Below are 21,026 nucleotides of genomic sequence, written 5' to 3'. Positions count from 1 at the left end.
ATCTGAACGAACAGGGAGAAAGTGCCGTTCACGTCTATCCGCTGATTATCAAGCGATCACTGCGGAAATAACATTGATATATTCGGATTAAGATTACGCCGCCCGAATACCCCATCTATAATAGTCGCTCTTGGAGTTCTTGGCCAAGCTATTTCTGCTTGAGGGCGACCTTTCGCGGACTTTGCGAGCCAACTGATTCGGTCGCCGTGACAAGCTTAGGCCCCGCCCGGATTATCCGGGCGGGGCGGCTGCGGGCCTCAGTCGCCGTTGCGGCGGTTGGGGCGGGACCAGATCAGCGAGTGGGTGTCGCCTTCCTCGTCGTCGAAGAGGTTGGCGTAGATCGGGGCGTTGAAGCTCGGATCGTCGAGCTTGAGGCCCAGATAGTCGCGGCCTTCGCCCGAGCGCTTCGTCCAGGCGGCGCCGATCTCGGCCCGGCCGACCAGGACCCGGTGGCTGGGAGCGTTCTCGCCGGTGGCGCGCTGGTCGGGGACGATGCGCACGCCCTTGGCCTGGACGCTGAGGGTGACGATTTCGCCGGTGAATTCGTTCGAGCCGGTCTTCTTGAAGGTGCCGATGGTCGCCATTGTAAGTCTCCGTTTTCCGTTCCCGAGCCCGCACCATTACGGCCTCGATGGCGATCGGCAGGCCGGAGGCGATCGACGGCGCACCCCGAAGGGGCCTGACAGCTAAGGAGGGCTTTCTTGTTTCGCGAGGAATGACGGCGCAGCCGGCAGGGGAAGAAAGATTGACGCCGCTGTTGCGTCATAGGCGATCGAGGCGCAGCCGCCCTTCGGCCAGATCAGGCCATTGAAGAGGCCGTTTGGAGCGGTCGAGGCACGGTCAGAAGGCGGAGAAGATGGCGGCCGCCCCGCACCGGCAAACCGGCGTCACCGGATGCTCACCAGCTTCGTCTCCTTCCGGCAGACCTACGCTGCTGCATTCTGACCTTCCACCGCCCTCCGGGAAATCGCCGCGCCAGCGCCCGGTGCGCCGCAGAGGGATGGTTCTGCCCAGGCTGCGCTCTAACGACGACCGCTTTTCCGGGCTGAGCGTCGATCCGCACCGCACCCGCCCATCGCAACAGGATGAGGCGACGAGGAAGGCGACACCCACTCGCTGTTTTGATCCTCCTGACGGCGATGACGAAGATCAGGCCTGCGCAAGATCTCGGCCGGACGGGCTCGGGGCCGTTGCCATTCCTGCGACCCGCACGAAGGCAGTGATGCCGACCGCGATTGCGCCAATGACGGAGAATGCGATCTGCCATGCGTCGGAGGGCATGAGGTGCTTCACGATGCCATGGGTGGCATGGAAGCCGGCGATCGCCGCCGGCGCGACGAAGGCGGCGGCCACGATCAGCTTCAACCACATCGGCCGAACGAAGGTGATGAGCAGATGTCCGGCCGCCAGCGTGGTGGCGGCCGCGAAGGCGCCGACCAGGATGGCGCCCGGTATGCCTGCCCCCGTGCCGTGCGCCCAGGCGCCCGCGGTCACGCCAACGAATGCCGGCAGTGCAAAGACGGCCAGTGTGAACAGCATCCAGCAGAGCAAGCCGATCGCTGCTAGGGATGCAAGTATTGCGAGGATGATCATCGTGGTGGCCTCCGTAAGGACAAGGTCTGACGGTCGCGCCTTCCACCACCACCACGGCGCATCCGAGGTATAGCGCAAGAGCGGCGATACCGGGAGCGGAAATCATCGGCGGTTTCCGCGCGGGCGACCGGGTCGCCCCGGTCAGGGGGCGAAGGGATCGATCTCATGGATGATGGCGGCGATGTCGCCGTCATATTCGCTGGCGGGCGTCACCGACAGCGTGCCGTCGCCAGCTTGGAAGATGATGATGGCGGCCATCAGCGTGGTGGCGAGGCTGAAGGCGAAGGCGTGGGCGTCGTTGAGGGACATCGATCCGGCTCCTGTTCCGAGCGGAGGACCATCCCCCGCTGACAGGCGCCCGATGTGTCGGACTGAGCGCTGCAATCACCGCGCAGGCGAAGCCGTAGCGGCGGCATGCTCGCATAGCCGACCCTCTACGGGTTGATGGCGTCAAGCGATCAGTCGGACCAAGGATCAGCGCAGATAAGCGGGGAGTGGTACTCTTGGAGTCGGGAAGCAGATCCACACAAAGAACTGACACATATTCTTCCGTAAACTATGGACATCTGCGGCTGCCGGTCGTTAGCCTTCAAGGAAGAGTGGCTATAGCGAGAACGAGACTGGTTACCGGATGACTCCCGAGACGGCGAAACACGCGCTGGCAGATGCGGTGGATGATGATGAGGCCGTGCTGCTTGGCACGGCTGTTCTGGGAAAACTGACAATTGCCGATGTACCGGAAGGTGTGCGGTATGAGATCGGAACCATGGATGACGGCGCTGTTCGGCTGGCCTGGAATGGTTCTTTTTTTTGTAGAGGATGGCAAGCTGTTCGGTGAGGCAGACCATACTTGGACGCGCAAGTATTGGTATTCATCGCTCGGCCTTGAGCAGTATCTTGACCTTGTGCGTCGTGCTGTCGAGGTGCGGCAACGCGTGAAAGGTGATGTCACGCTGGTCCACTACGATGACGATGGAGCCTACATCCAACTGCGGTATCGCATCGTCACGACGGAGAGGAAGCTGGATCGAGCATACGCTGAGGTTATCAAGATCGATGCCGAATTGGTCGAAGCCGCCGAGCAAGCGGCCGACGAAGTCGGGGCTAGAATTTCCGAGGTTGCGGCGCGCCTTTCAGGCTGGGGAGCCAACAGTCTCGATGGATTAGTAGATGCAGTAGACGGAGCGGAAAGTGCTGACGAAAAAGGGCGAGCACTTGAAGAACTTTGTGCCCGTCTGTTTTCTTCGGTACCCGGATTTGTCGTGAAACAGCGTATCCGGACGGAGACGGAGGAAATTGATATTTCGGTCGTGAACGGGAGCAGCGAACCTCGTCTCGCGCGTGAGGGGGCAGTGATCCTCGTAGAGTGCAAGAACTGGTCAGGCCGTTGCGGCAAGAACGAGTTCGTCATCTTTCATGAAAAGATGCAGAACCGAAGCCGGCGCTGCTCCCTTGGGTTTCTCGTCTCCTGGAATGGGTTCGCGGAAACGGTCACGAAGGAGATGCTGCGAGGTAGCCGTGAGGAGTTGCTCGTGGTGCCGCTGACAGGGGCGGACATTCGTACCGCCGTTCGAGAGGGTAACTTCACCGCTGCCTTACTGAATTACTGGGACAAAGCAGTTGCGCTTTAGCGGGTAGCTTCGCTGAGGCGCTTAGAGACTGTTTGCGCTGGAAACGAACCGCTGGCGCAACGCCACTGTGAGATTGGAATGGCGGGCTCACGCGCTGCCGAACTTCCAGACCGGGATGCCGAGCTTCTTGGCCTTGTCGGCGAGGTTGTCGTTGATGCCGGTGCCTGGGAAGTGCATCACGCCCTTCGGCACTATCGCCAAGATGTCGTCGTTGCGCTTGAAGGGCGCTGCGCGACCGTGCTTCGTCCAGTCCGGTGCGAAGCCGATCTGCGGGACGTTGCGATTGTTGGCCCAGAGCGAGGCGATCTTTTCGGCGCCCTTCGGGGATTTTCCGTGGATCAGCACCATGTCGGAGTGCTTCTCGTGGACCTGATCGAGTTTGGCCCAGATCAGCCGGTGGTCATTGAAGTCCAGTCCGCCGGTGACGACGATCTTCGGACCGGGAGGGAGAAGGACTTCTTGCTCGGCGCGCTTCTTGGCCATGAGGAAGTCGCGGCTGTCGATCATTGCGGAGGTCAGGTTGCGATGGTTGACCTTTGAGCCTGTGCGGGGGAGCCACGGTTTGCCGATCTGGCGCTCGTAGTGTTCGGCGGCCTGGTCGCGCATCAGCTCGAAAGCGTTCTGTCGTTCGATGAGCGTCTTGCCCTCGGCGATCTGGCGCTCGAGTTCGACTGACTTCACCTCGCTGCCGTCCTGTTGCCGTTGCGAGCGCTTCTGCGCCTGCTCGTTGTCGTCGAGTTCGCGGGCGATCCGTTCGGCGGCGCGGTGGAAGACGTTGACGGTCGACCAGAGGAGATCGTCGAGGTCGGGTTCGAGGCGAGTGTCCTCCAGGGTCGAGATCAGGGCGTCAAAGATGTCTGCGATTGCGCCTGCGACCTGATTGCCGTCTGGCAGGAGACGCTGGTCTGGTTCGTCGGCGAAGGGGCGGTAGCCGTGGAGCTGGAGTTCTTTGAGGACGTGGTCGGTTGGGGACGATTCGTGGTGGGGTTCGTAGTCATCGTGCTCGGTCATGGAATGCTCCTTTGGTTGGACCGCGACCGTCGCGGCCTTCATGGCGACGGAGCCCACGGGCGGAGCGGACCTGCACCCGGCGCGCGCCGGGCCGGAGCGAACGCGGAGGATGCCGGAGGCCGGCTATTTTGTTTCGCGATGGAAAGGCGCGGCACGCGCCGCCGGAAAATAGTCGGCCGCAGGCATTGCCTGTCCGAACCGCATGTGGGCCGATCGCCCTCTCGAAGGCCGAGGCGCGGTCCTCTCCAAAGGTTCGTGCATCTATGCGAGCATGATGGCGACCGCGCGCCGCCACCGTTCAGCCCCGATCTATGCCGCCAGCAACATAAAGCGGGCGACGTCCTGCGGGGCGAGCTGCACCCGGATATGCGCCATCAGCGCGTCACGGCCGAAGGTGCGGAGATCTTCGTTGAAGTCCCCGAGCATGGGTGACAGGGCAATCGCCTCGACCCCGACCGCGCTCGCCCGTTCGATCAGTGTGTTTCGCGCACCATCCCCCGCGCGATCATTGTCGCGGACGACATAGAGCCGACGCAATGCATCGTGGAACCGGATGGCCGCGAGGTGCGCAGCGGAGAGTGCCGCCGCCGCCGACATGCCGGGCATGACCTCACGGGCCGATAGCACGCTTTCGATACCTTCGCCGGCCGCCAGTACGTCGCCGGATAGCCCGAAACGGACCGCGTGCCCGAGAAGGTCGCCCATCGCCTTGCGCTGGATGCTGATCGGCGCCTTGCCGGAACCATCCGGGGCGAGCCAGGTCCGATGTGCGCCGGTGATCCTGCCTGTGAGATCGGTGACGGCGGCGACCATGGCCGGCCAGGTTTCGGTCGGGCTATGCTCGTCCGGACGATAGTAGCACCGGGAATGGAAACGCAGGCTTCCGCAACCGTGCAAAGCCGTAATGCCGCGTCCGCGCAAATACGCTTCTACGAGCGTACCGCTGTTGGGCTGACACATGGCGATGAGTCGGCGTGCGGCTTCAGCAGAACCCGATGGTGCTGGCGTGCGAGTGTGCTGTTGCGGAGCTGGCTCGGGATCGGGCGGCATGCTGAGGAAGATGCGAGCCTCTTCGGCGACATCGGCGAAGTCGATGAGACCCAGCGATTCACGGATCACGTCGAGTAGGTCGCCATGCTCGCCCGTCGCGGCATCGCTCCATTTACCGGCGGGGCCTTTGACGGTGTCCTTCAGGCGCACGAACATGGACCGGCCGGGCGCGTTGCGAACATCGCCAACCTGCCAGTAGTTGCCCTGTCGGCGGCCGGCGCCGAGATAGCGTTTGCACACCGCCTCGGCCTGTCGGCCGAGGCGGTGTGCAAGATCTGAAGCGTCGCGGCGGGCCATTACGCTGCCTCCCGCTCGCCGATGCGCGCCACCGGATAGGTGTCGAGCAGCTTGCCGAGCACTGTCGGCCCTGTGCTGTCGATGGGCACGAAGAACCGCAGCGACCAGGAGATGATCTCGTTGAAGAGGCCATAGGCGCGAAGACGATCGCGCATCGCTTCGGTGAAGCCGGACAGCTCGATGCGGTTCGCGCCCATGACGCGCACGCGGCGGAGTTGGAGCCCTTCCGCGAGGTCGAGGATGGTCCGCCCGTCGATCAGCGCTGCATAGGCGGCGTCGGCCGTCAGATCGGTCGTGCCGGTCGACGCGGCGTTCGCGGCCCAGGCCGGAGAGACGCGCCGACCGATGATCCGCTCGCCATCGTCGGTCTGAAGCCGATAAACGCGGGTCGACTCGTTCGGCAGGCGCTTCCACACCGGCAGCAGCAATCCCGCGACGATGTGGATGGTGCTCTCGCTGTAGGCGGGCACGTCGGCGAGTTCGCGAGTCCAGGCGGCAGCGAAGGTGCTGCGATCGGCCTCCGTCCAATGGCTTTCTGCCATCGACTTCAGCGAGGCATGATGATGCTCCATCGGACGGATCAGGCGAACGCGGCGCTCGATCTCGCCATCGTCGAGCATGAGCGATGGCGCCGGGATCTGCACGGCGGCTCGCCCGGATCGTTCGTTCACCAGCAGCTTCGCACCACGATCATCCAGCCAGCCGAGCGCGTCGTCGAGTGACAGCGGACGATTGCGGGTCCGCTGGGTGATCGTGAGTAGCCGGGTCTGCGCGCCCGATGCCGGGTGGGTGTAGATCGTCGTGCGATCGGTGACCACGAAGCTTTCCGCCGTCAGGGTTTCGAGGCCGACGTCATAGACGCCGCTGGCGATCGCGCCCGACACCTTCGCATCAAGAAGCTGTTCGAAGGCAGTGAAGAGGATGCCCTGCAGCTCGATGGTGAGTGCCAGCAGCCGATTGAGGAAGGTCGTGATCGGCGGCAGCTCGTCCTTGATGCCATTGTCGTCCATCAGCTTGAGGCCGGTGGCGGACTCGAAGCGATGGAGCGAGCAGCCCTCGATCTTGCCGCGCACGATCAGGAGATAGAGCTGGCGCAGCGCGTCGCGCGCGTAACAGGATTCCAGATTGTCCTCGGGGCGGAACAAACCCTGGCCGCCAGTCTGGCGTTGCCCTCGGGTGATCGCGCCGAGCGTATCGAGTCGCCGGGCGATGGTGCTGAGGAAGCGCTTTTCCGCCTTCACGTCGGTCGCAATCGGGCGGAAGAGCGGCGGCTGCGCCTGGTTGGTCCGATTGGTGCGACCGAGCCCCTGGATCGCAGCATCGGCCTTCCAGCCCGGTTCGAGCAGATTTTTGGCGTTTTGCGATCGATATCGAATCAGATTTTCGCTATCAACACAGCCGCTTAGCGAATCTGCTCGACTCGATATGTATCCTCACAGGCTTGATTGGAGGGTACGTTGGACAGCTTCGAAGTCAAGGTCGACGGCAGGATTTTCGATTTCGCCGTGGTGGTTCCGCTCTATGGCACCGCGGCGGCCAAGCGCCTCGCGTCTGCGTGGGAGCAGCAATTCATCGGCTGTACCGCGTCGACAACTGCGGGTTATTTTCGGGCGTTCGTCCGCTTTCTCCGCTGGGTGGCTCTGAGGGCCGAAATATGCGCAGAATCTGCAGAGGCCCTATTCTTCAATTCGATCCAGCTCGGGCGGTCAGAGCGCTTGACGAAAATGCTCATGTACGAGGTGGGCGAGGCTTGGGCGTCACGGTTACGCGACATCGAGTGCTTCGAAATCATCAACAACACCAACCTGCTTTCCAGGAAAGCTCTCCTCGAAGCCGTTGTCAGTTGCCTGCGGCGGCTGTCCCGCGCCGGCCTCTGGAGCGATCCCGGTAGATTTACACCCGTTGCCCGGGGGCAACTGACGGGACGGAACATTCCATCATTCGGCGAACTCAACAAGGTCGAACTGCCGACGGATCTACAAGGGTGGGTACGACCGAAATACGACCAGCTCGACTGGCGCGAAGTCATCCGTCTCAACGATGAACGACTTTATGCGCTGCGGGCAATCTGCGTGCGTACTCTGCGCGCCGGAATAGCCAAGTGGGAAACTGGTCAGGCTTTCACAGCAGCGCGGGATCTACCGACACCGCGGACACCAGAGGACCTCCTCCAGGATTTGAGCGCGCTTCACGTCCGAAGAGCCACGCTCTCCGACGAGAATCGTGCCAATGCCAGACAGCGAGGCATGGCCATCATGGTGCGCTATCTCGCGCTGGCGGAACCGCATCGACGGAGTTTCAACGACTGGAAGAATACGATGCTGGGCTGCCATGGCACGGCGCTCGGTGGCTGGACGGAAGCCGTCAGTCACGTTGAGGGCAACGTTCGGTTGCTGCTCGCTGCGCAAACCATCGTCATGATCGACACCGCATTCAATGTATCGACCTGTGACCGGCTCGCCGCAGATCCCTTCATCGGTGATATTCACCGGGGCAAAGTCCGGATCATCACCGTCGCCGCGGCAAAATTGCGCGCCCGTGGCGAAATCCAGGAAGGCACCCTTTGGGAAGGCGCCGACATTGACGTCCGCCACAACGACGGCGATCTCAGCGGTGCCGAAGCGATCCGCGCCTGGCAGAAGCTGTCGGAGCGCATTCGGGCAACGGCCCGATACCTCGAATTGCCCACTGCCGATAAGCTCTGGATCGTGCCTGGATATAAATCCGACCGCAACCGTATCGGTCCGATGACAACCGCTGCCATCGATCACCACTGGCAGGCGATGCTGGCCGAGAATTTCGAGCACCCCGTCATTGGCCGGCTACCGCTACGTCGCCAGATGATCCGGCCCACGGTCCTTCAACTGGAAGCGGCGCGCGCCAATTTCGAACATACGGTCGCGGCGCGATTGGCTCAGCACAAGAACTCAGCCACCACCATGCGGTATCTGAGCCGTCCGTGGTTCAAAGCCCTTCTTGCCTCAAAAATGCGGACATTCCTAGCCGCATTAGAAGCGGGCCTCATCGAACCCATCGAAGGAGCGGCCGATACCCTTGGAACATCGATGACGCACGAGAGCGCCTTGGACCACGCCAGAACCACGGGCCTGGGCTTTCTCTGCACGGCCCCCAAGACGTCCAACAACGAGGATACAGGACCCTGCATGGCCATCGACAAATGCGCGACTTGTCATTTCCGGCAGTTCCGGCCGAGCAACGATAGCATCCGGGCGCTTGTCCTTTTCCAACGATCTCTTGGCCGGCAGGAGGAAGCGTTCAAGGCGAACAATCCTGCAAGATGGGCCGAGGTCTGGCTGAATTTCCAGGCTCTCTGCGAAGTCATTCTTGATCGGTTGCGGTCCTCCCATCACCGTCGCGCTCTCAGGATGATGGAGGCCGAAGTCGATGCCGGCCTGACGGCGGGCACTGTGCGGGCCATCGAGTTATGGTGAGCCGGGTCCATCAACCGCCACGACACGCCCGCGAGGCAGGTGCTGCCGCCTTTTGCGAGTTCCTGCAAAACCCGAGGCCGCTCTGGCTCAAGGACGGCACTCTCGAGGATAATGCCTGGTTGGTTGAGCTCGACAACCCGACGATACGCCGGCACGCGAGCACGACGATCCGGTTCGACATCTTGATCGCACCAGACCGACGCCTGACGGACTACGCCGAATGGCGAGATCTCCTTACCGCCAAGAAATACGTCTATTACGCGCTTACCGGGCCGAATGCCTGGGTCCGCTCTGCCTCGACCATCCGGGAGGAATATGCGGGGTTCGTTGCATTCCTTCGTTGGCGCACCGCGTGTGGGCTTCCTGGCATGTCGGATCTGACACAGGCCTGGTTCGAGGAGTTTTGCGACAGCCTGAAGCACGCCGGCATGGAAGGACTGATCCGATCTGAAGCTGCGGCGCGAGAAGCCGTTAAAAGATGTCGTCATGCCGGCCGCGCTCCGCCTGTTCAACAAAGTGACCCGAATACTTTCTCCGTCGAAGCGGCCAGCAGGCTGGCCGGTTTCGAATATAGCAAACAGCTATCGGACAATGCGGCGAAGATTTTTGCTGATTGGGCCGTTGAGAACGGCCTCAAAATCACCCCTGTCTTCATAACCGGGTAAACAATCGCAAGAGAGATCAGACATTCTGTGGGCAATCCTTAGATCGCTATATGCGCGTTTGGGAACGACTTGGCCGCCTCCAGGAAGAACTCACACATGATCCGATTGGATATAGACCATTCAACAGAAGGATCGACTCCGCCCGGTTAGCCAGGAAGCTCGGTGCACCGCTTTCCAAAACCCCGACCGCGCCGGCAACCCAAACCTGTTTTCTCATTGATCGCGCACTTCGATGGGTATTGTTTTACGCCGACGATCTGAAGACACTTGTCGATGACGTCCGTCATGCCGAGCGAGGGTTCAGGAACGAGCCTGGCAAATGGCGTCGTGCAAAACTGGTCCACGACATCTGGAACAGTCCGGCGCTCAAGCATGTGCGCGAGGATGGAGCACTGGGCATTCCCAGCATCGGCCATTTCGATGGCGCGGCTATCAACAATGTCACGACCAGCCTCCACCATATCTTCCTGCGCCTGCTTCCCACTGCGTGCGTGATCGTCATCGCGGCCTTCTCGGCAAGAAGGATCGAGGAAATTCTCAGCTTACGAGATGATTGCCTGGAGGATGATGGCGGTGAGCTTTGGCTCAAGACCTTCATCGCCAAAAGCGTCCGCGGTCGGGAGCGGATTCCGGCCCCGGCGGCGGTAGCAAAAGCCGTGGAGATATTGATGTGGCTGAGTGCAACCGCACGCAAGGAATCCGGATCACGGTGGCTGCTACAGTTACACAACCCATTCGCCAGGGCCCCGTCGGTCCAGACCCCCAACATCAGCCGCGGCTTGCTGGCCTTTGCCGAGGAGATGAAGGTGCCTGCGCTTCCCGACGGCACTTATTGGTCCTTCGCTCCACACCAGTTCCGTCGGTTTTTCGCGGTCGTCTATTATTATCGGTATCGGGACCGCTCGCTGACCGCCCTATCCCAATATCTTTGCCACTATGATCCGGACAGCACCCGTTCGTACATCACCGAAGCGCGGTTCGGAGGTTTCTTCAAGCTTGTCGACCATGCCCGAGCAGACCTTGAACAGGCCAGGCGTGCGCTTGCACGCGAAGACCTGAGGCTGCGAACATTCGAGGAGGTCGGCCTCGACTTCCGTCTCGAGATCTATCGTCGGGCACTCGATGGTCATGAGCAACTCAGCGGCAGGGCCGGGACAAGGATCCTGAACGACCTTCAACGTCTCAAGGCTGATTGGCAAGCACGCGCCGAGGTCGGCGACTACGGTGCAGACGGGCCGACATTCGATCGACTGCTCATTGAGTTTGCGGGGGCGCAAAGTCTGGAACCGAATGGCCAGGGCCATTCCTATTGCGCGTGTGGTAACTCGGAAAAGGACCTCAGCGTGGCGGGCTGTGTGATTGCGGCCCGAAGAAAGAATCCGGAGGCACAACGACGCCAAGGTCCCGATTTACGGTACGCTGAAGATCTGATCTGCGCCGGATGCCCGCACAATGTGCAGTTGGCCGAGAACAGGAGATACTGGGAAAAGGTGATAGAAAGCGCCAATAGCGCTTGCCTCATGTGCCCGGGAACAGTGCTGGCAGCCAGGATGGCCGAAAGACGGCAAGCGGCCGAAGATCACCTGGCCCGTTTCCATGGAGTCGATCAGAAATGAAACCATCTGCTGCCAGGGAATCCTTTCAGCGCAAAGTTGAATTGCTCGAATCCTGGGCTGCGAAGGGAGGCCTTCCGGAGGGAGAATATTGCCCACGCGGGCCAGCAGAACTTGCCCGTTGGGTCGATATGGAACGGGGGCTCACCGCCTGGTCGAATCCCAATTTGGCAGCTCCGGCCCCGTCCGGTCATTATCCAGAATTGCGCGCGCGTTTTGATACGGTTGCGGCCAAGCTCTTGAAACCCGTACAACGACCGGGCACGGAACTTCAGTCTCTGAAACGAGAGGTCCAGGCGCTCGCCCAGCAAATGGCTGTCCTCTCCAGCGAGCACCGACTTATGGGACAAGCTCTGACCCGTGAGCGACAGTTGAAGGAGATCGCCCAGGCCCAACTTGCGGAAGCGCGATCCGAGCTCGCCCGCATTGTGCCGATCCGATGAAGGCCAGCTTAGGCCGTACCAGGATCGTGCGGGCATCCGAAGACTTTGTGCTGCAAAAGCATCGTCTACCGCGATTCCCGCTCGTTCTCGATCCTGGCGGGGCGTTGGTCGAACCGATCTTCGACTATTTGCGCGCCCAGGCCGTTCAGCGCCATCTGGCGCCGGGAAGTATTGAAGATGAGGCTTATATTCTCTGCGCCTGGTGGGACTTCGTACTCGGGCAACCCGCGACGAGCAGCATAAGCCTCGACTCGATTGTCAGCTGGACAGGAACGGAACTCGAACGTCTGAGGCTCGGAAACCCGGGAGCCAGAACGCGTCGCCGCCTGTCGCGCTGCCTCGACGTAATCTCACGCTTCCATCGTTACCTGCTTCAGGAACACAGCTACTCGCAGGGCCATGAGGAATGGCGCGCGGCAAACTATGTTGCGCGTCTGGATGCCCGTTTATCTGACCCCAGCACAGGCAAGGTGACGTTCGGTTATAGCGCAAAAGCCAAAAACGGTGGCCGCCCGACGCCGTCGGATGATGCGGTCGAACAGGTGCTGGATGTGCTTTCCAGTCCGGATAATCCCTATCTCGCCGCGAGGAACTGGCTGATCGCACGCTGGATGCGAGACGTGGGCTTACGTCGTGCGGGCGTTGCCTCGTTGACGATCGAACGCTTGCGGGCGTCGCTGGTCGCCGAGGGCATTCTCGCGCCCAACGAACATTTTACGCGCGCAGGCACATCATCGAAATCTCGTACGGAGATGCGCGGCGCGGTGGAACGCTTCCGTCAGAGCGGCCGCACATTCGTCACCGCAGAGATCATAGAGAAGGGCGGAAAGACCCGCGAAATCAAGGTGCCGTTTCAACTACTCCACCAGACCCTCGACTTTATATGGTCGGAACGCGCCAAGGTGCAGTCTTCCGGGCCGGTGTTTCACGGATATTTGTGGCTGTCGCTGAAAACCAAAGATGGATTAACCGCCAAGGCAGTCGGAGATATCGTCAAGGATGCCTTCGTCGTGGCTGACGTTCGGGGTAGCGGCCATCGATTGCGTGCCTGCTTTGCGGAGGAAGTCGTCTTCCGGCTGTATGCATTGGCAAAGGGGAGTTCCGACATCCTGTTCGATGACCACCAGATCTTGATCGACGCCGCAGAAGAACTTGGGCATTCCGACTGGCGTAGCTTGCGATACTATCTCAACAGGGCGGCTCGAAACTATGCTGCTCTCAACCGCGCCGTCCGGCCCGCGACAAGTTGAGGATCTCCATAAGGCTCGCTCCCGCAACCCCCTGCACCCCAGAATTTGAAAGGCCATCGGCTGCTGCTGTGTTGGCTCCGGGCTACGCCCTCCGCCAACACAGCAGCAGCCGATCCCGGCCGTAAGTGTCGCGGCCAAGTCTCCCGTAACCGTCGACTCTGCGGCCGTACCGCGCTAAGGATATCCAACGAGGAATACGTCAAAAGCAGGTAATGCACGCGCAGCCGCTGGTTCTTGGCCGACAGCTCCGCATGGTAGCTGCGGCCGGTGCCGCCGGCATCGCTGAACACGAGCACGTGCTTCAGGTCATCCATGAAGGCGGCTGTCTCGGCGAGGTTTGCGGACGGGGCGCGGTTCTCTACGGCCAGACGGTCGCCCTTGCGGACGATCCGCCGAGAGCGACCCGTCACCTCGGCCACCATGTCCGTGCCGAAGCGCTGGACGATCTGGTCGAGCGCGCCCGGCACGGGTGGAAGCGACGCAAGCCGTTCGATCAGCTCATCACGGCGCGCGACGGCTTCGCGGCTCTCGACTGGCTGGCCATCGCGATAGACCGGACGAGACGACAGATTGCCCTCGCCATCGGAGAAGGGCTCATAAAGTTGGACCGGAAAGCCGGTCTGCAAGTACGACAAGACATACTCACGGGGCGTAATATCTACGCGCACATCATTCCATTCCTCGGTGGGAATCTCGGCGAGACGGCGTGCCATCAGGGCTTCGCCGGTGGACACGATCTGGATGACGGCGGCGTGGCCAGCCGCCAGATCGTTCTCGATCGAGCCGATCAGGGTGGGCGTCTTCATTGACGTCAGCAGATGGCCGAAGAAGCGCTGTTTCGCGGATTCGAAGGCCGAGCGGGCGGCGGACTTCGCCTGCCGGTTCAATGTGCCTGATGAGCCGGTGATGTTGGCGGCCTCCATCGCCGCGTCGAGGTGATTGTGGATGATCGCTTATCGCGAGGAAGCGGTAATGCGGAGGAACGCGGCGTAGTCCTGCAAAGCTGCGGAACATTTCGCCACGTCCTTCACATTATTCTATAGGGTGTCGAGCCATCCCATCAGATTGGCATCTCGCTTCCACGAAGGTGGCACGTTGCTCGCCGCCGGGGCGCCAACCTGTTCCAGCGCCTTTCGTTTGGTCTCCAGATTGGCCTGAGCATAGTGATTGGTCGTATCGAGACTGACGTGCCCGAGCCAACTGCGGATGACGGTGATATCGACCCCGGCGGCAACGAGGTGGACGGCGGTCGCGTGCCGGAAGCTGTGAGGCGTAACGTGTTTTGACTGGAGGGTCAGCGTCGATTTCGCGGCTTGTTCCACGTAGGCGTTGAGCTTGAACCGCACCCCTGACGCCCCTAGCGGTTCACCGTATCGATTGACGAAGATCCGCTCATCGGGCGCACGCGGCTGTCGCTCCAGTAGCTTCCTGAGCAATGCCACGGTTTCTGGCCAGAGCGGGCAGATGCGTTCCTTGCGCCCCTTGCCGTAAAGACGCACGAAGTTCGGTGCATCGAACCGGATTGCTTCGGGACAGAGGTCAAGCGCCTCTTGGATTCGCGCGCCACTGTTATAGAGGAACGAGAGCAGTACATGGTCGCGCAGCCCTTCGAGTGTCGATCGGTTGGGCTGGGCGAGGATGGCCTCGACCTCCTCGGGCTCGAGGTAGCACGGCGCGGAGGTGGGCTCCCGCTTCAACGGAACAGCCAGGACCTCTGAGCACTGCGCGATGTATTCCGGATTCTTGTCCGCCACGAAGCTGAAGAAGCTGCGGATGGCGGCCAGTCGGCAGTTCCGCGTGCCGATCGTGGTCTTGCGGCCATGCTCGGTATGATGAAGGAACGCGCGCACCTCGCCGGCCGAGACGTCGGTGAGCGTCAGCCGCGCGACCCCGCAGCCTTTTCGCTCCGCGACGAACCGAAGCAGCAGCCGCCAGGTGTCGCGATAAGAGCGGATCGTGTGGATTGACGCGCTGCGCTGCTCGGCCAGCCACTCCTGGAAGAACGCCCGCAACAACGCGGGCAATGGATTGCCTTTCCTCATGGCCGCGCCTCCGTGACAAGGCACGGGGCGCCGAGCGCGCGGAACCGTTCACTGGCTTCCTGCAACAGATCCTGCGTGACGGTGATGTAGACCAGCGTGGAGTGGAGATCCCGGTGCCCCATGTAGGTCGAGAGGAAGTGCAGTTTTTCCTGAGGGTTAATGCCGGACCGGTACCACTGGAGGATGCGGTTCACCACCATCGAGTGACGAAGGTCATGGACCCGCGGCCCGGTCCGGCCCGAAGCGGGCTTGAGCCCAGCACGGCGCATGACGTTGGTAATCATTGTCGTAACCGCCTCGGGCCTGTAGCGGTCATTTAAGTGGGCATGCCAGAACAGCCCTGATTTCGGGTTCTGTGGGCCGCCAGCGCGCCGCCTCGCATCGATGTACGCGCGCAGTTCGACCGCGACACTGTCGGATAGAGGCAAGATCCTGGTCTTGTAGAACTTCGTTTCCCGGATCGTGATCGTGCTTGATTGCAGGTCCACGTCACCAAGATCGAGCCATGCCAGCTCGCTTCGCCGTAGCCCGGCACAATAGGCCAGCATGATCATGGTGTAGAGGGTCAACGGCCGCAGCGGAGCGTCCGGCGACGGATAAGTCCGTGCGGTATCGAGCATACGCCGAACGTCAGCCGGGCTGAAGATATGCGGTTGCCGATGCTCCCGCGCTACTTCCCGCTCTGGCCGGGGATTGAAGCGCTTTGGCGGGATAGTCGGATCGAGGCGGAACCGCGCCTTGGTCAGGATGCGCGCCAGCTTCTGGCATTCAGCCGCGTGGTTGCGGGTCGGCTTGGCAGCCGCCCAGCTCGCAATCATTGCCTCAAGTGGTTGCTCCGCGAGGTCGGGACGGGCCTGAAGGAACCGATCGAACCGCAGCAGCCAGTGAGCCTGCGCTTCATATTGATATCCCCGGCTGCGCATCAGCATGACATGGTCTTGCATGAAGTCACCCAGCACGCTGCCGAAGGGCGCAGGCCGTCGTAACGCGGCCAAGGATTCGTCGGGATTCGGGGAAGCCAAGGCCCGCCAGATCGGCTTGCTTTGCTTGACGTTGTACCGACGGCGAAGTGCAGCAACAGGGTTGTCGGCGATCAGCCCGATTTCGACGAGGTGGTCGAGGAAGCGGTCGACAATGCAGACCTGATTGAGCAGCGTCGACAATCGCCAACGTTTTTGCATCTCCTTCAGCCAGGCGTCGAGCATCTGCCGGTCCACCGCCGGATGCCGGCGGGCAACATCTTCGAAGGTGCAAAGGAACCAGCGATATGTCGGTACGCTTCCCGGCCGGAACTGCGATTTTACCAGGAAGGCGTCGACGACGGTGCGATCGGGATCGTGCCAGGCGCTCATGACAGCACCTCCATTCCAGGCACCTCGAGTGCCACGGCTCGGAGATCATCTGTTGCCAGTTTGAGATAAGTATTGGTGGATTCGGTGGATCGATGCCCGAGCACGTCGCCGATGATCTTTTGCGGGACCGATGCCCGCAGCATTTCGACCGCACGTGCGTGGCGGAAGACATGCGGCCCCCGCTTTCCTGCTGGCACTACGCCTGCGGCGGCCAACCGACCGCGGATCATGCCGTACAGGTTCGTCATTGCGATATAGGGTGCGCAGGATCGGACGAAGATTTCCCGCACTTCAACCTGGGGCCGCCCAAGGCGCAGATAATCCAGCAGCGCTTCACCAACAGTCACCATTAGCGGCATGTACGAGTACGCGTTGGTCTTGGTGTGGCAGATCCGGAGGGATTCTGCGCGCCAGTCCACGTCATCGAGCCGAAGGCGGCATATCTCACCTTCGCGCAGCCCATACGTGGCAAGCAGCTGAAGTATCGCATAATCGCGTAGTCCGCGTGGCGATCTGTCCTCCTGCGTTGTCGCCAGAACCGCGGCGATTTGGCTCCTTTCCAGCGTCGACGGCACATCTTCGTAGGCATAGAGCATGGGGCCGATGATGTGTGGCGTCAGATCGGTCGGGATGCGACCCGTCCGATGCAGATGGCGAACCACCGAACGGAGACGCTCAGCGACATCGGCCAATGATTTGCGCCGTAAACCAGGCGCGCGCATGTCCATGTAGAGATCGATGTCCACGATGCTCAACGTTTCGAGGCTGGCGGCACCGGCCCGGTCGAACTGCCATCGCAGGAAGTTTCGCGCCTCCCACATCAGCGCCGCAATGGACGCGCTTGCCAAACCGCGCTCCTCGCGCAGCCATGCCTCGTATTCGCGGCAAATTTCATGTCGATGCTCGTCATCGGGACCGATCATTTCTGCGTCCGGGGGCCAATTGCCTTGAGCAAGCCGGAGGAGCTTGGCGATCGCGGTGCGGGGCAACATGTGCCAACGCGCACTGGGAGGCCGACCGTACTGGATCTCAAAATCCTGAACCGCATAGCCAAAATACTGATCGACCTGCTGCGGCGTCACAGTCTCGACCTGTATATCGCACTCGGCCAGATAATCGAGAAACGCGCGGGCGTAGAGACGGTGGTTCGCCACGACCACGGGATTGTAATTCTGTGTGGTGAGCGAATTCGAGAGTTCGGTGATCAACTCGTCATGCAACTTCAACATGATTGCCTCCTCAGCTGGTCCAGGGACCGCCGAGGTTCGCAACCAATATAATGCGCAGCAACTGCGCACACTATCATGGGAATTCGCCGGTTACGCCGCGCTCCTCCGCATTACCGCTTCCTCGCGATAAGCCATCTTATGCGCAGCTCGCCATAAGATGGCGAAGGCACCGGCATAGGCATCGTAGATGCGGCGCTGTTCGTCGGTGAGCTGGTGTTCAACCAGCTCGTACTCAACGCCGTCGTAGGAGAGCGAGCGGGCGGTGTAGAGCCCGAGGGAACGCAGATCACGGGCCAGCACTTCCATCGCCGCGACGCCACCGTCCTCAATCGCCTCCACGAATTCCGCGCGCGTGGCGAAGGGGAAGTCGTCGCCGCCCCAGAGGCCGAGCCGCTGGGCATAGGCGAGATTGTGGACGGTTGTCGCGCCGGTAGCGGAAACATAGACGACGCGCGCATTCGGCAGGGCATGCTGAAGCCGCAGGCCAGCGCGACCTTGCTGCGAGGGGGCGACGTCGCCCCGTTCTCCCTTGCCGCCGCCGGCGTTCTGCATTGCGTGGCTCTCGTCGAAAATGATCACTCCGTCGAAGTCGGAGCCCAACCATTCGACGATCTGCCGGACACGCGAAACCTTCTCGCCACGATCGTCGGAGCGTAGCGTGGCATAGGTTGCAAATAGGACGCCTTCCGAGAGCGTGATGGGCTTGCCCTGCGGGAACCGCGACAGCGGTGTGACCAGCAGGCGCTCCATACCGAGTGCCGCCCAGTCGCGCTGCGCATCCTCGATCAGCTTGTCGGACTTGCTGATCCAGACAGCCTTGCTCCGGCCCTGGAGCCAATTATCGAGGATGATGCCGGCGGACTGGCGACCTTTCCCGGCGCCGGTGCCGTCGCCAAGCATGAAACCGCGGCGGAAGCGAACGGTGTCGGCCGCATCGGCGGGCGCGGCCTTCACGAGATCGAAAGTCTCATCGACCGTCCACGATCCAGCGATATAATCGCTGTGTGCCTCGCCGGCATAGATCACCGTCTCAAGCTGGGCATCGGACAGAAGGCTAAGGATGTTTGCCGGCAGGGTTGGCCGATAGCCCGGCTTCGGCGGCGCGATGCTCGCCATGGCGGCGGATTGGACGAGTTTGGTCGGGTGCGCCTGCGCGCCGGGAATACGGATCGACTGCAATCCGTACTCTTCATAGATGGCATCGGTCAGGTGCGGGCTGTCGGCAGGCGTCCAGTCCACGGTCTCGTAGGCGAGCTGAATGCCGTCGGGATCGCTGACCGGCGCTGGGCGTGCTTCAGCGGAGCGGGCGAGATAGCTGCGCACCGTCTTCGGCGCCGTGCGAGCACGCGGAGCGGAAGCCACTGAGAGCGTGACCGGGTGACGGGGCGGAACGTCCCGCAAGATCCAGTCGAGCAACGTCGCCACGTCGGGAGCCGTGCCGGCCGATGCTGGCAGCGACGTCGGATCGGCAGCGGGCATCTTGTCGATGACGGTTAGCCTAGTCGGAAACGTCGTGCCTTGCTTGGCGTAGACTGATCCGGCAATAGCGGCGGAGAAGACGATGGTGCCGCGTTCCTGCAAACGCACGAACGCGTCACGACAATCCGGCTGGTCCGGCCCGACATTGGCGCCGGTGATCGCCACGAGCCGGCCACCAGGCGCGAGCCGGTTCAGGGCCGAGGCGATGTGGCGAAAGCAGGCATCGGCGACACGGCCGGCGACATTGGCCATGGCTGAAAATGGCGGGTTCATCAGCGCGACGGAGGGAACGGCTGCGCGATCGAGATGATCGTCGATCTGTGCGGCATCGAACCGCGTGACGGTGACGGCCGGAAAGAGAGAAGCGAGGAGATCGGCGCGAACGTCTGCCAGCTCGTTGAGGATCAGCGAACCGCCTGCCGTCGATGCGAGAATGGCGAGTAGGCCGGTGCCGGCAGACGGCTCCATCACGATGTCGTCCGGCGTAATCCCCGCCGCCGTCACCACGGCGACGCCGAGCGGGACCGGCGTCGAGAATTGCTGGAGAGCCTGGCTCTCCTCCGAGCGGCGGGTGTGGGTCGGCAGGAGCCCGGTGATTTTCGACAGGGTAGAAAGCCGCGCTGCCGGAGATGCGGATTTACGGAAAAGCGCACGTCCGTATTTGCGCAGGAACAGAACGGTAGCGACCTCGCATGCCTCATAGGCAGTTTTCCAGTCCCAGGCGCCGGCGGAATCGGAGGCGCTGAAGGCGGCCTCCATCGCCGCGCGCAGCAGTAATGGATCGATGCGCTCGCCGCGTTCAAGATGGCCGAGCAGGTTCTGGGCGGCCGACAGGATGGCAGGCGCACGGGCAACGGACGCGGCCGAGGCGGCCACGGGCAACAGGATAGTCATCGGGAGATCCTCGGGAGAGCGGAAACGGGAAAGCCCGGCCGGCGCTCTCTCTCGACCGCCCGAACTCGCCCGTTCCGGCACTCCTCTCGCTCTCAGATGGCGGCGTTAGCCGGCATGAAAAAAGCGCCCGGCCGAAAGGCGGGCGCTTTTGCGATCAGCGGCAATGATGGAATTCCTTGCCCCTATCGGCTCGGCTGTGGCGTGCGGTCCTTGTTCCGCCTGTCTGCGACGTAGCTTTGCCCGTTCTCCATTTTCACGATTTCGAAGAGGCCGGTCGCCGCGAAGAGTGCGGGAAAGTTCTTCACCCCATAGTTTCGCGGGTCGATCGGCGCCTGCCGTTTGGCTGCGCTTCCTGCCGATGACATGGCCGCCCATCCGTCCTCTTGAGCCGTGGCTTCCACAGCACCGCGCAGGATCGTCACAAGGGTAGTGTCCTGCGATAGAGACTTGCCGGCTCGCTTGTCGGAGGGCTTTTCAGCGGGCGTTTTGGATTTGGCCGCTGATCCGGCCTTGGCCTTCGGTTTCTCGCCGGTTACTGCGGGAGCTGTCGGCTGCTCGGCATCGTCCAAGCCATCGAGATAGAGAAAGGTCGTGCAGGCGTTGACGAACGGTGCGGGCGTCTTGCGTTCCCCAAATCCGTAGACGTCGTGCCCATTGGCCTTCAACTGCATCACCAGTGGTGTGAAATCGGCGTCGCTGGAAGCCAGGCAGAAAGCGTCAGGTTTCTGCGTGTAGAGAAGTTCCATCGCGTCGATCACAAGGGCAATATCGGTCGCGTTTTTGCCGGCCGAATAGCTGAACTGCTGAATGGGCCGGATTGCAAAATCGTGCAGCTTGTCTTTCCAGCTCCTGAGATTGGCGCTTGCCCAATCGCCATAGGCGCGGCGGATATTGGCCGTGCCGTATTTTGAGAGTTCTGCCAATATCGCGGCGATCTTGCTGTGGGACACATTGTCCGCATCGATGAGTAGGGCAATCCGGCGATCAGATGTGTTTCGCGGCCGATCCTCATTTTCCATTCGATT

Annotated in this window: 17 protein-coding genes and 3 pseudogenes; 7 read left to right on the top strand and 13 right to left on the bottom strand. The window is 61.7% G+C overall.

What is annotated here, in order from left to right:
* Positions 1–257: 257 nt before the first annotated feature.
* From HK436_RS01160 to HK436_RS01150, 3 genes are all read right to left on the bottom strand, one after another.
* Complete coding sequence (locus HK436_RS01160) at positions 258–584, bottom strand: DUF736 domain-containing protein (RefSeq protein ID WP_173186699.1); 327 nt, start codon at positions 582–584, stop codon at positions 258–260.
* Between the two features lie 565 nt (positions 585–1,149).
* Entirely contained in the window at positions 1,150–1,593 is a 444-nt protein-coding gene (locus HK436_RS01155; RefSeq protein ID WP_173186697.1) for a hypothetical protein, read from the bottom strand.
* Between the two features lie 141 nt (positions 1,594–1,734).
* A complete protein-coding gene (locus HK436_RS01150) occupies positions 1,735–1,902 on the bottom strand; it encodes a hypothetical protein (protein ID WP_173186695.1) in 168 nt (55 codons plus the stop codon).
* 322 nt (positions 1,903–2,224) lie between these two features.
* On the opposite strand from HK436_RS01150, the gene HK436_RS01145 reads away from it, so the two are divergent.
* Complete coding sequence (locus tag HK436_RS01145) at positions 2,225–2,431, top strand: hypothetical protein (protein WP_173186693.1); 207 nt, start codon at positions 2,225–2,227, stop codon at positions 2,429–2,431.
* Positions 2,364–3,224 carry a restriction endonuclease gene (locus HK436_RS01140; protein ID WP_173186691.1) on the top strand — a complete coding sequence of 287 codons (861 nt, stop codon included), beginning with the start codon at positions 2,364–2,366 and terminating at the stop codon, positions 3,222–3,224. The genes HK436_RS01145 and HK436_RS01140 overlap by 68 nt, the downstream gene beginning before the upstream one ends.
* Before the next feature lie 87 nt (positions 3,225–3,311).
* Here HK436_RS01140 and HK436_RS01135 read toward each other — a convergent pair whose 3' ends face one another.
* The 3 genes and pseudogenes from HK436_RS01135 to HK436_RS01125 form a co-directional block, all read right to left on the bottom strand.
* Positions 3,312–4,235 (bottom strand): DUF2493 domain-containing protein, encoded by a 924-nt coding sequence (locus HK436_RS01135; protein ID WP_173186689.1) that lies wholly within the window; start codon positions 4,233–4,235, stop codon positions 3,312–3,314.
* A gap of 309 nt (positions 4,236–4,544) precedes the next feature.
* The gene (locus HK436_RS01130; RefSeq protein ID WP_173186687.1) at positions 4,545–5,582 is read right to left on the bottom strand and encodes a DUF7146 domain-containing protein; all 1,038 of its coding nucleotides are present in this window, start codon (positions 5,580–5,582) and stop codon (positions 4,545–4,547) included.
* Positions 5,582–7,015, bottom strand: a pseudogene (locus tag HK436_RS01125) (strawberry notch C-terminal domain-containing protein); the annotation flags it as partial. The pseudogene HK436_RS01125 and the gene HK436_RS01130, both read right to left, overlap by 1 nt.
* A 24-nt stretch (positions 7,016–7,039) precedes the next feature.
* Between HK436_RS01125 and HK436_RS01120 the strand changes: the two are divergent.
* Positions 7,040–9,034 (top strand): hypothetical protein, encoded by a 1,995-nt coding sequence (locus tag HK436_RS01120; protein WP_173186685.1) that lies wholly within the window; start codon positions 7,040–7,042, stop codon positions 9,032–9,034.
* Positions 9,035–9,402: 368 nt separating this feature from the next.
* Positions 9,403–9,699, top strand: coding sequence for a hypothetical protein (locus HK436_RS01115; protein ID WP_173186683.1), 297 nt, complete (start codon positions 9,403–9,405; stop codon positions 9,697–9,699).
* A gap of 146 nt (positions 9,700–9,845) precedes the next feature.
* Here HK436_RS01115 and HK436_RS01110 read toward each other — a convergent pair whose 3' ends face one another.
* Positions 9,846–10,160: a hypothetical protein gene (locus HK436_RS01110; protein ID WP_173186681.1), complete on the bottom strand. Its 315-nt coding sequence runs from the start codon at positions 10,158–10,160 to the stop codon at positions 9,846–9,848.
* Between the two features lie 30 nt (positions 10,161–10,190).
* Between HK436_RS01110 and HK436_RS01105 the strand changes: the two genes are divergently transcribed.
* The 3 genes from HK436_RS01105 to HK436_RS01095 all read left to right on the top strand — a co-directional run bounded on the left by HK436_RS01105 (position 10,191) and on the right by HK436_RS01095 (position 13,005).
* Complete coding sequence (locus HK436_RS01105) at positions 10,191–11,315, top strand: site-specific integrase (protein WP_173186679.1); 1,125 nt, start codon at positions 10,191–10,193, stop codon at positions 11,313–11,315.
* A complete protein-coding gene (locus tag HK436_RS01100; RefSeq protein ID WP_152567572.1) occupies positions 11,312–11,755 on the top strand; it encodes a hypothetical protein in 444 nt (147 codons plus the stop codon). Before HK436_RS01105 ends, HK436_RS01100 begins: the two co-directional genes overlap by 4 nt.
* A gap of 104 nt (positions 11,756–11,859) precedes the next feature.
* Entirely contained in the window at positions 11,860–13,005 is a 1,146-nt protein-coding gene (locus HK436_RS01095) for a site-specific integrase (protein ID WP_173186677.1), read from the top strand.
* Positions 13,006–13,204: 199 nt separating this feature from the next.
* Here HK436_RS01095 and HK436_RS01090 read toward each other — a convergent pair.
* The 6 genes and pseudogenes from HK436_RS01090 to HK436_RS01065 form a co-directional block, all read right to left on the bottom strand.
* A pseudogene (locus HK436_RS01090) lies at positions 13,205–13,958 on the bottom strand (strawberry notch C-terminal domain-containing protein); the annotation flags it as partial.
* 84 nt (positions 13,959–14,042) lie between these two features.
* Positions 14,043–15,047: a site-specific integrase gene (locus tag HK436_RS01085; protein ID WP_009823939.1), complete on the bottom strand. Its 1,005-nt coding sequence runs from the start codon at positions 15,045–15,047 to the stop codon at positions 14,043–14,045.
* Entirely contained in the window at positions 15,044–16,252 is a 1,209-nt protein-coding gene (locus HK436_RS01080; protein WP_244648437.1) for a tyrosine-type recombinase/integrase, read from the bottom strand. Before HK436_RS01080 ends, HK436_RS01085 begins: the two co-directional genes overlap by 4 nt.
* Positions 16,253–16,395: 143 nt before the next feature.
* Positions 16,396–17,628, bottom strand: coding sequence for a site-specific integrase (locus HK436_RS01075; RefSeq protein ID WP_007015824.1), 1,233 nt, complete (start codon positions 17,626–17,628; stop codon positions 16,396–16,398).
* Between the two features lie 153 nt (positions 17,629–17,781).
* A pseudogene (locus tag HK436_RS01070) lies at positions 17,782–20,001 on the bottom strand (strawberry notch-like NTP hydrolase domain-containing protein); the annotation flags it as partial.
* A gap of 182 nt (positions 20,002–20,183) precedes the next feature.
* On the bottom strand, positions 20,184–21,020 hold the full coding sequence (locus HK436_RS01065; protein ID WP_173186673.1) for an NYN domain-containing protein: 837 nt from the start codon (positions 21,018–21,020) through the stop codon (positions 20,184–20,186).
* Between the last annotated feature and the right edge of the window lie 6 nt (positions 21,021–21,026).

Source organism: Neoaquamicrobium sediminum, from assembly GCF_013240295.1.
GTDB lineage: Bacteria > Pseudomonadota > Alphaproteobacteria > Rhizobiales > Rhizobiaceae > Aerobium > Aerobium sediminum.
This window is presented reverse-complemented; position numbering and strand designations above follow the sequence as displayed.

What these genes read in the sequence shown, in the direction of transcription:
- HK436_RS01160 (WP_173186699.1), bottom strand. Translation starts at nt 584, where the DNA reads ATGGCGACCATCGGCACCTTCAAGAAGACCGGCTCGAACGAATTCACC.
- HK436_RS01155 (WP_173186697.1), bottom strand. Translation starts at nt 1,593, where the DNA reads ATGATCATCCTCGCAATACTTGCATCCCTAGCAGCGATCGGCTTGCTC.
- HK436_RS01150 (WP_173186695.1), bottom strand. Translation starts at nt 1,902, where the DNA reads ATGTCCCTCAACGACGCCCACGCCTTCGCCTTCAGCCTCGCCACCACG.
- HK436_RS01145 (WP_173186693.1), top strand. Translation starts at nt 2,225, where the DNA reads ATGACTCCCGAGACGGCGAAACACGCGCTGGCAGATGCGGTGGATGAT.
- HK436_RS01140 (WP_173186691.1), top strand. Translation starts at nt 2,364, where the DNA reads ATGACGGCGCTGTTCGGCTGGCCTGGAATGGTTCTTTTTTTTGTAGAG.
- HK436_RS01135 (WP_173186689.1), bottom strand. Translation starts at nt 4,235, where the DNA reads ATGACCGAGCACGATGACTACGAACCCCACCACGAATCGTCCCCAACC.
- HK436_RS01130 (WP_173186687.1), bottom strand. Translation starts at nt 5,582, where the DNA reads ATGGCCCGCCGCGACGCTTCAGATCTTGCACACCGCCTCGGCCGACAG.
- HK436_RS01115 (WP_173186683.1), top strand. Translation starts at nt 9,403, where the DNA reads ATGTCGGATCTGACACAGGCCTGGTTCGAGGAGTTTTGCGACAGCCTG.
- HK436_RS01110 (WP_173186681.1), bottom strand. Translation starts at nt 10,160, where the DNA reads ATGGTGGAGGCTGGTCGTGACATTGTTGATAGCCGCGCCATCGAAATG.
- HK436_RS01100 (WP_152567572.1), top strand. Translation starts at nt 11,312, where the DNA reads ATGAAACCATCTGCTGCCAGGGAATCCTTTCAGCGCAAAGTTGAATTG.
- HK436_RS01085 (WP_009823939.1), bottom strand. Translation starts at nt 15,047, where the DNA reads ATGAGGAAAGGCAATCCATTGCCCGCGTTGTTGCGGGCGTTCTTCCAG.
- HK436_RS01080 (WP_244648437.1), bottom strand. Translation starts at nt 16,252, where the DNA reads ATGCTCGACGCCTGGCTGAAGGAGATGCAAAAACGTTGGCGATTGTCG.
- HK436_RS01075 (WP_007015824.1), bottom strand. Translation starts at nt 17,628, where the DNA reads ATGTTGAAGTTGCATGACGAGTTGATCACCGAACTCTCGAATTCGCTC.
- HK436_RS01065 (WP_173186673.1), bottom strand. Translation starts at nt 21,020, where the DNA reads ATGGAAAATGAGGATCGGCCGCGAAACACATCTGATCGCCGGATTGCC.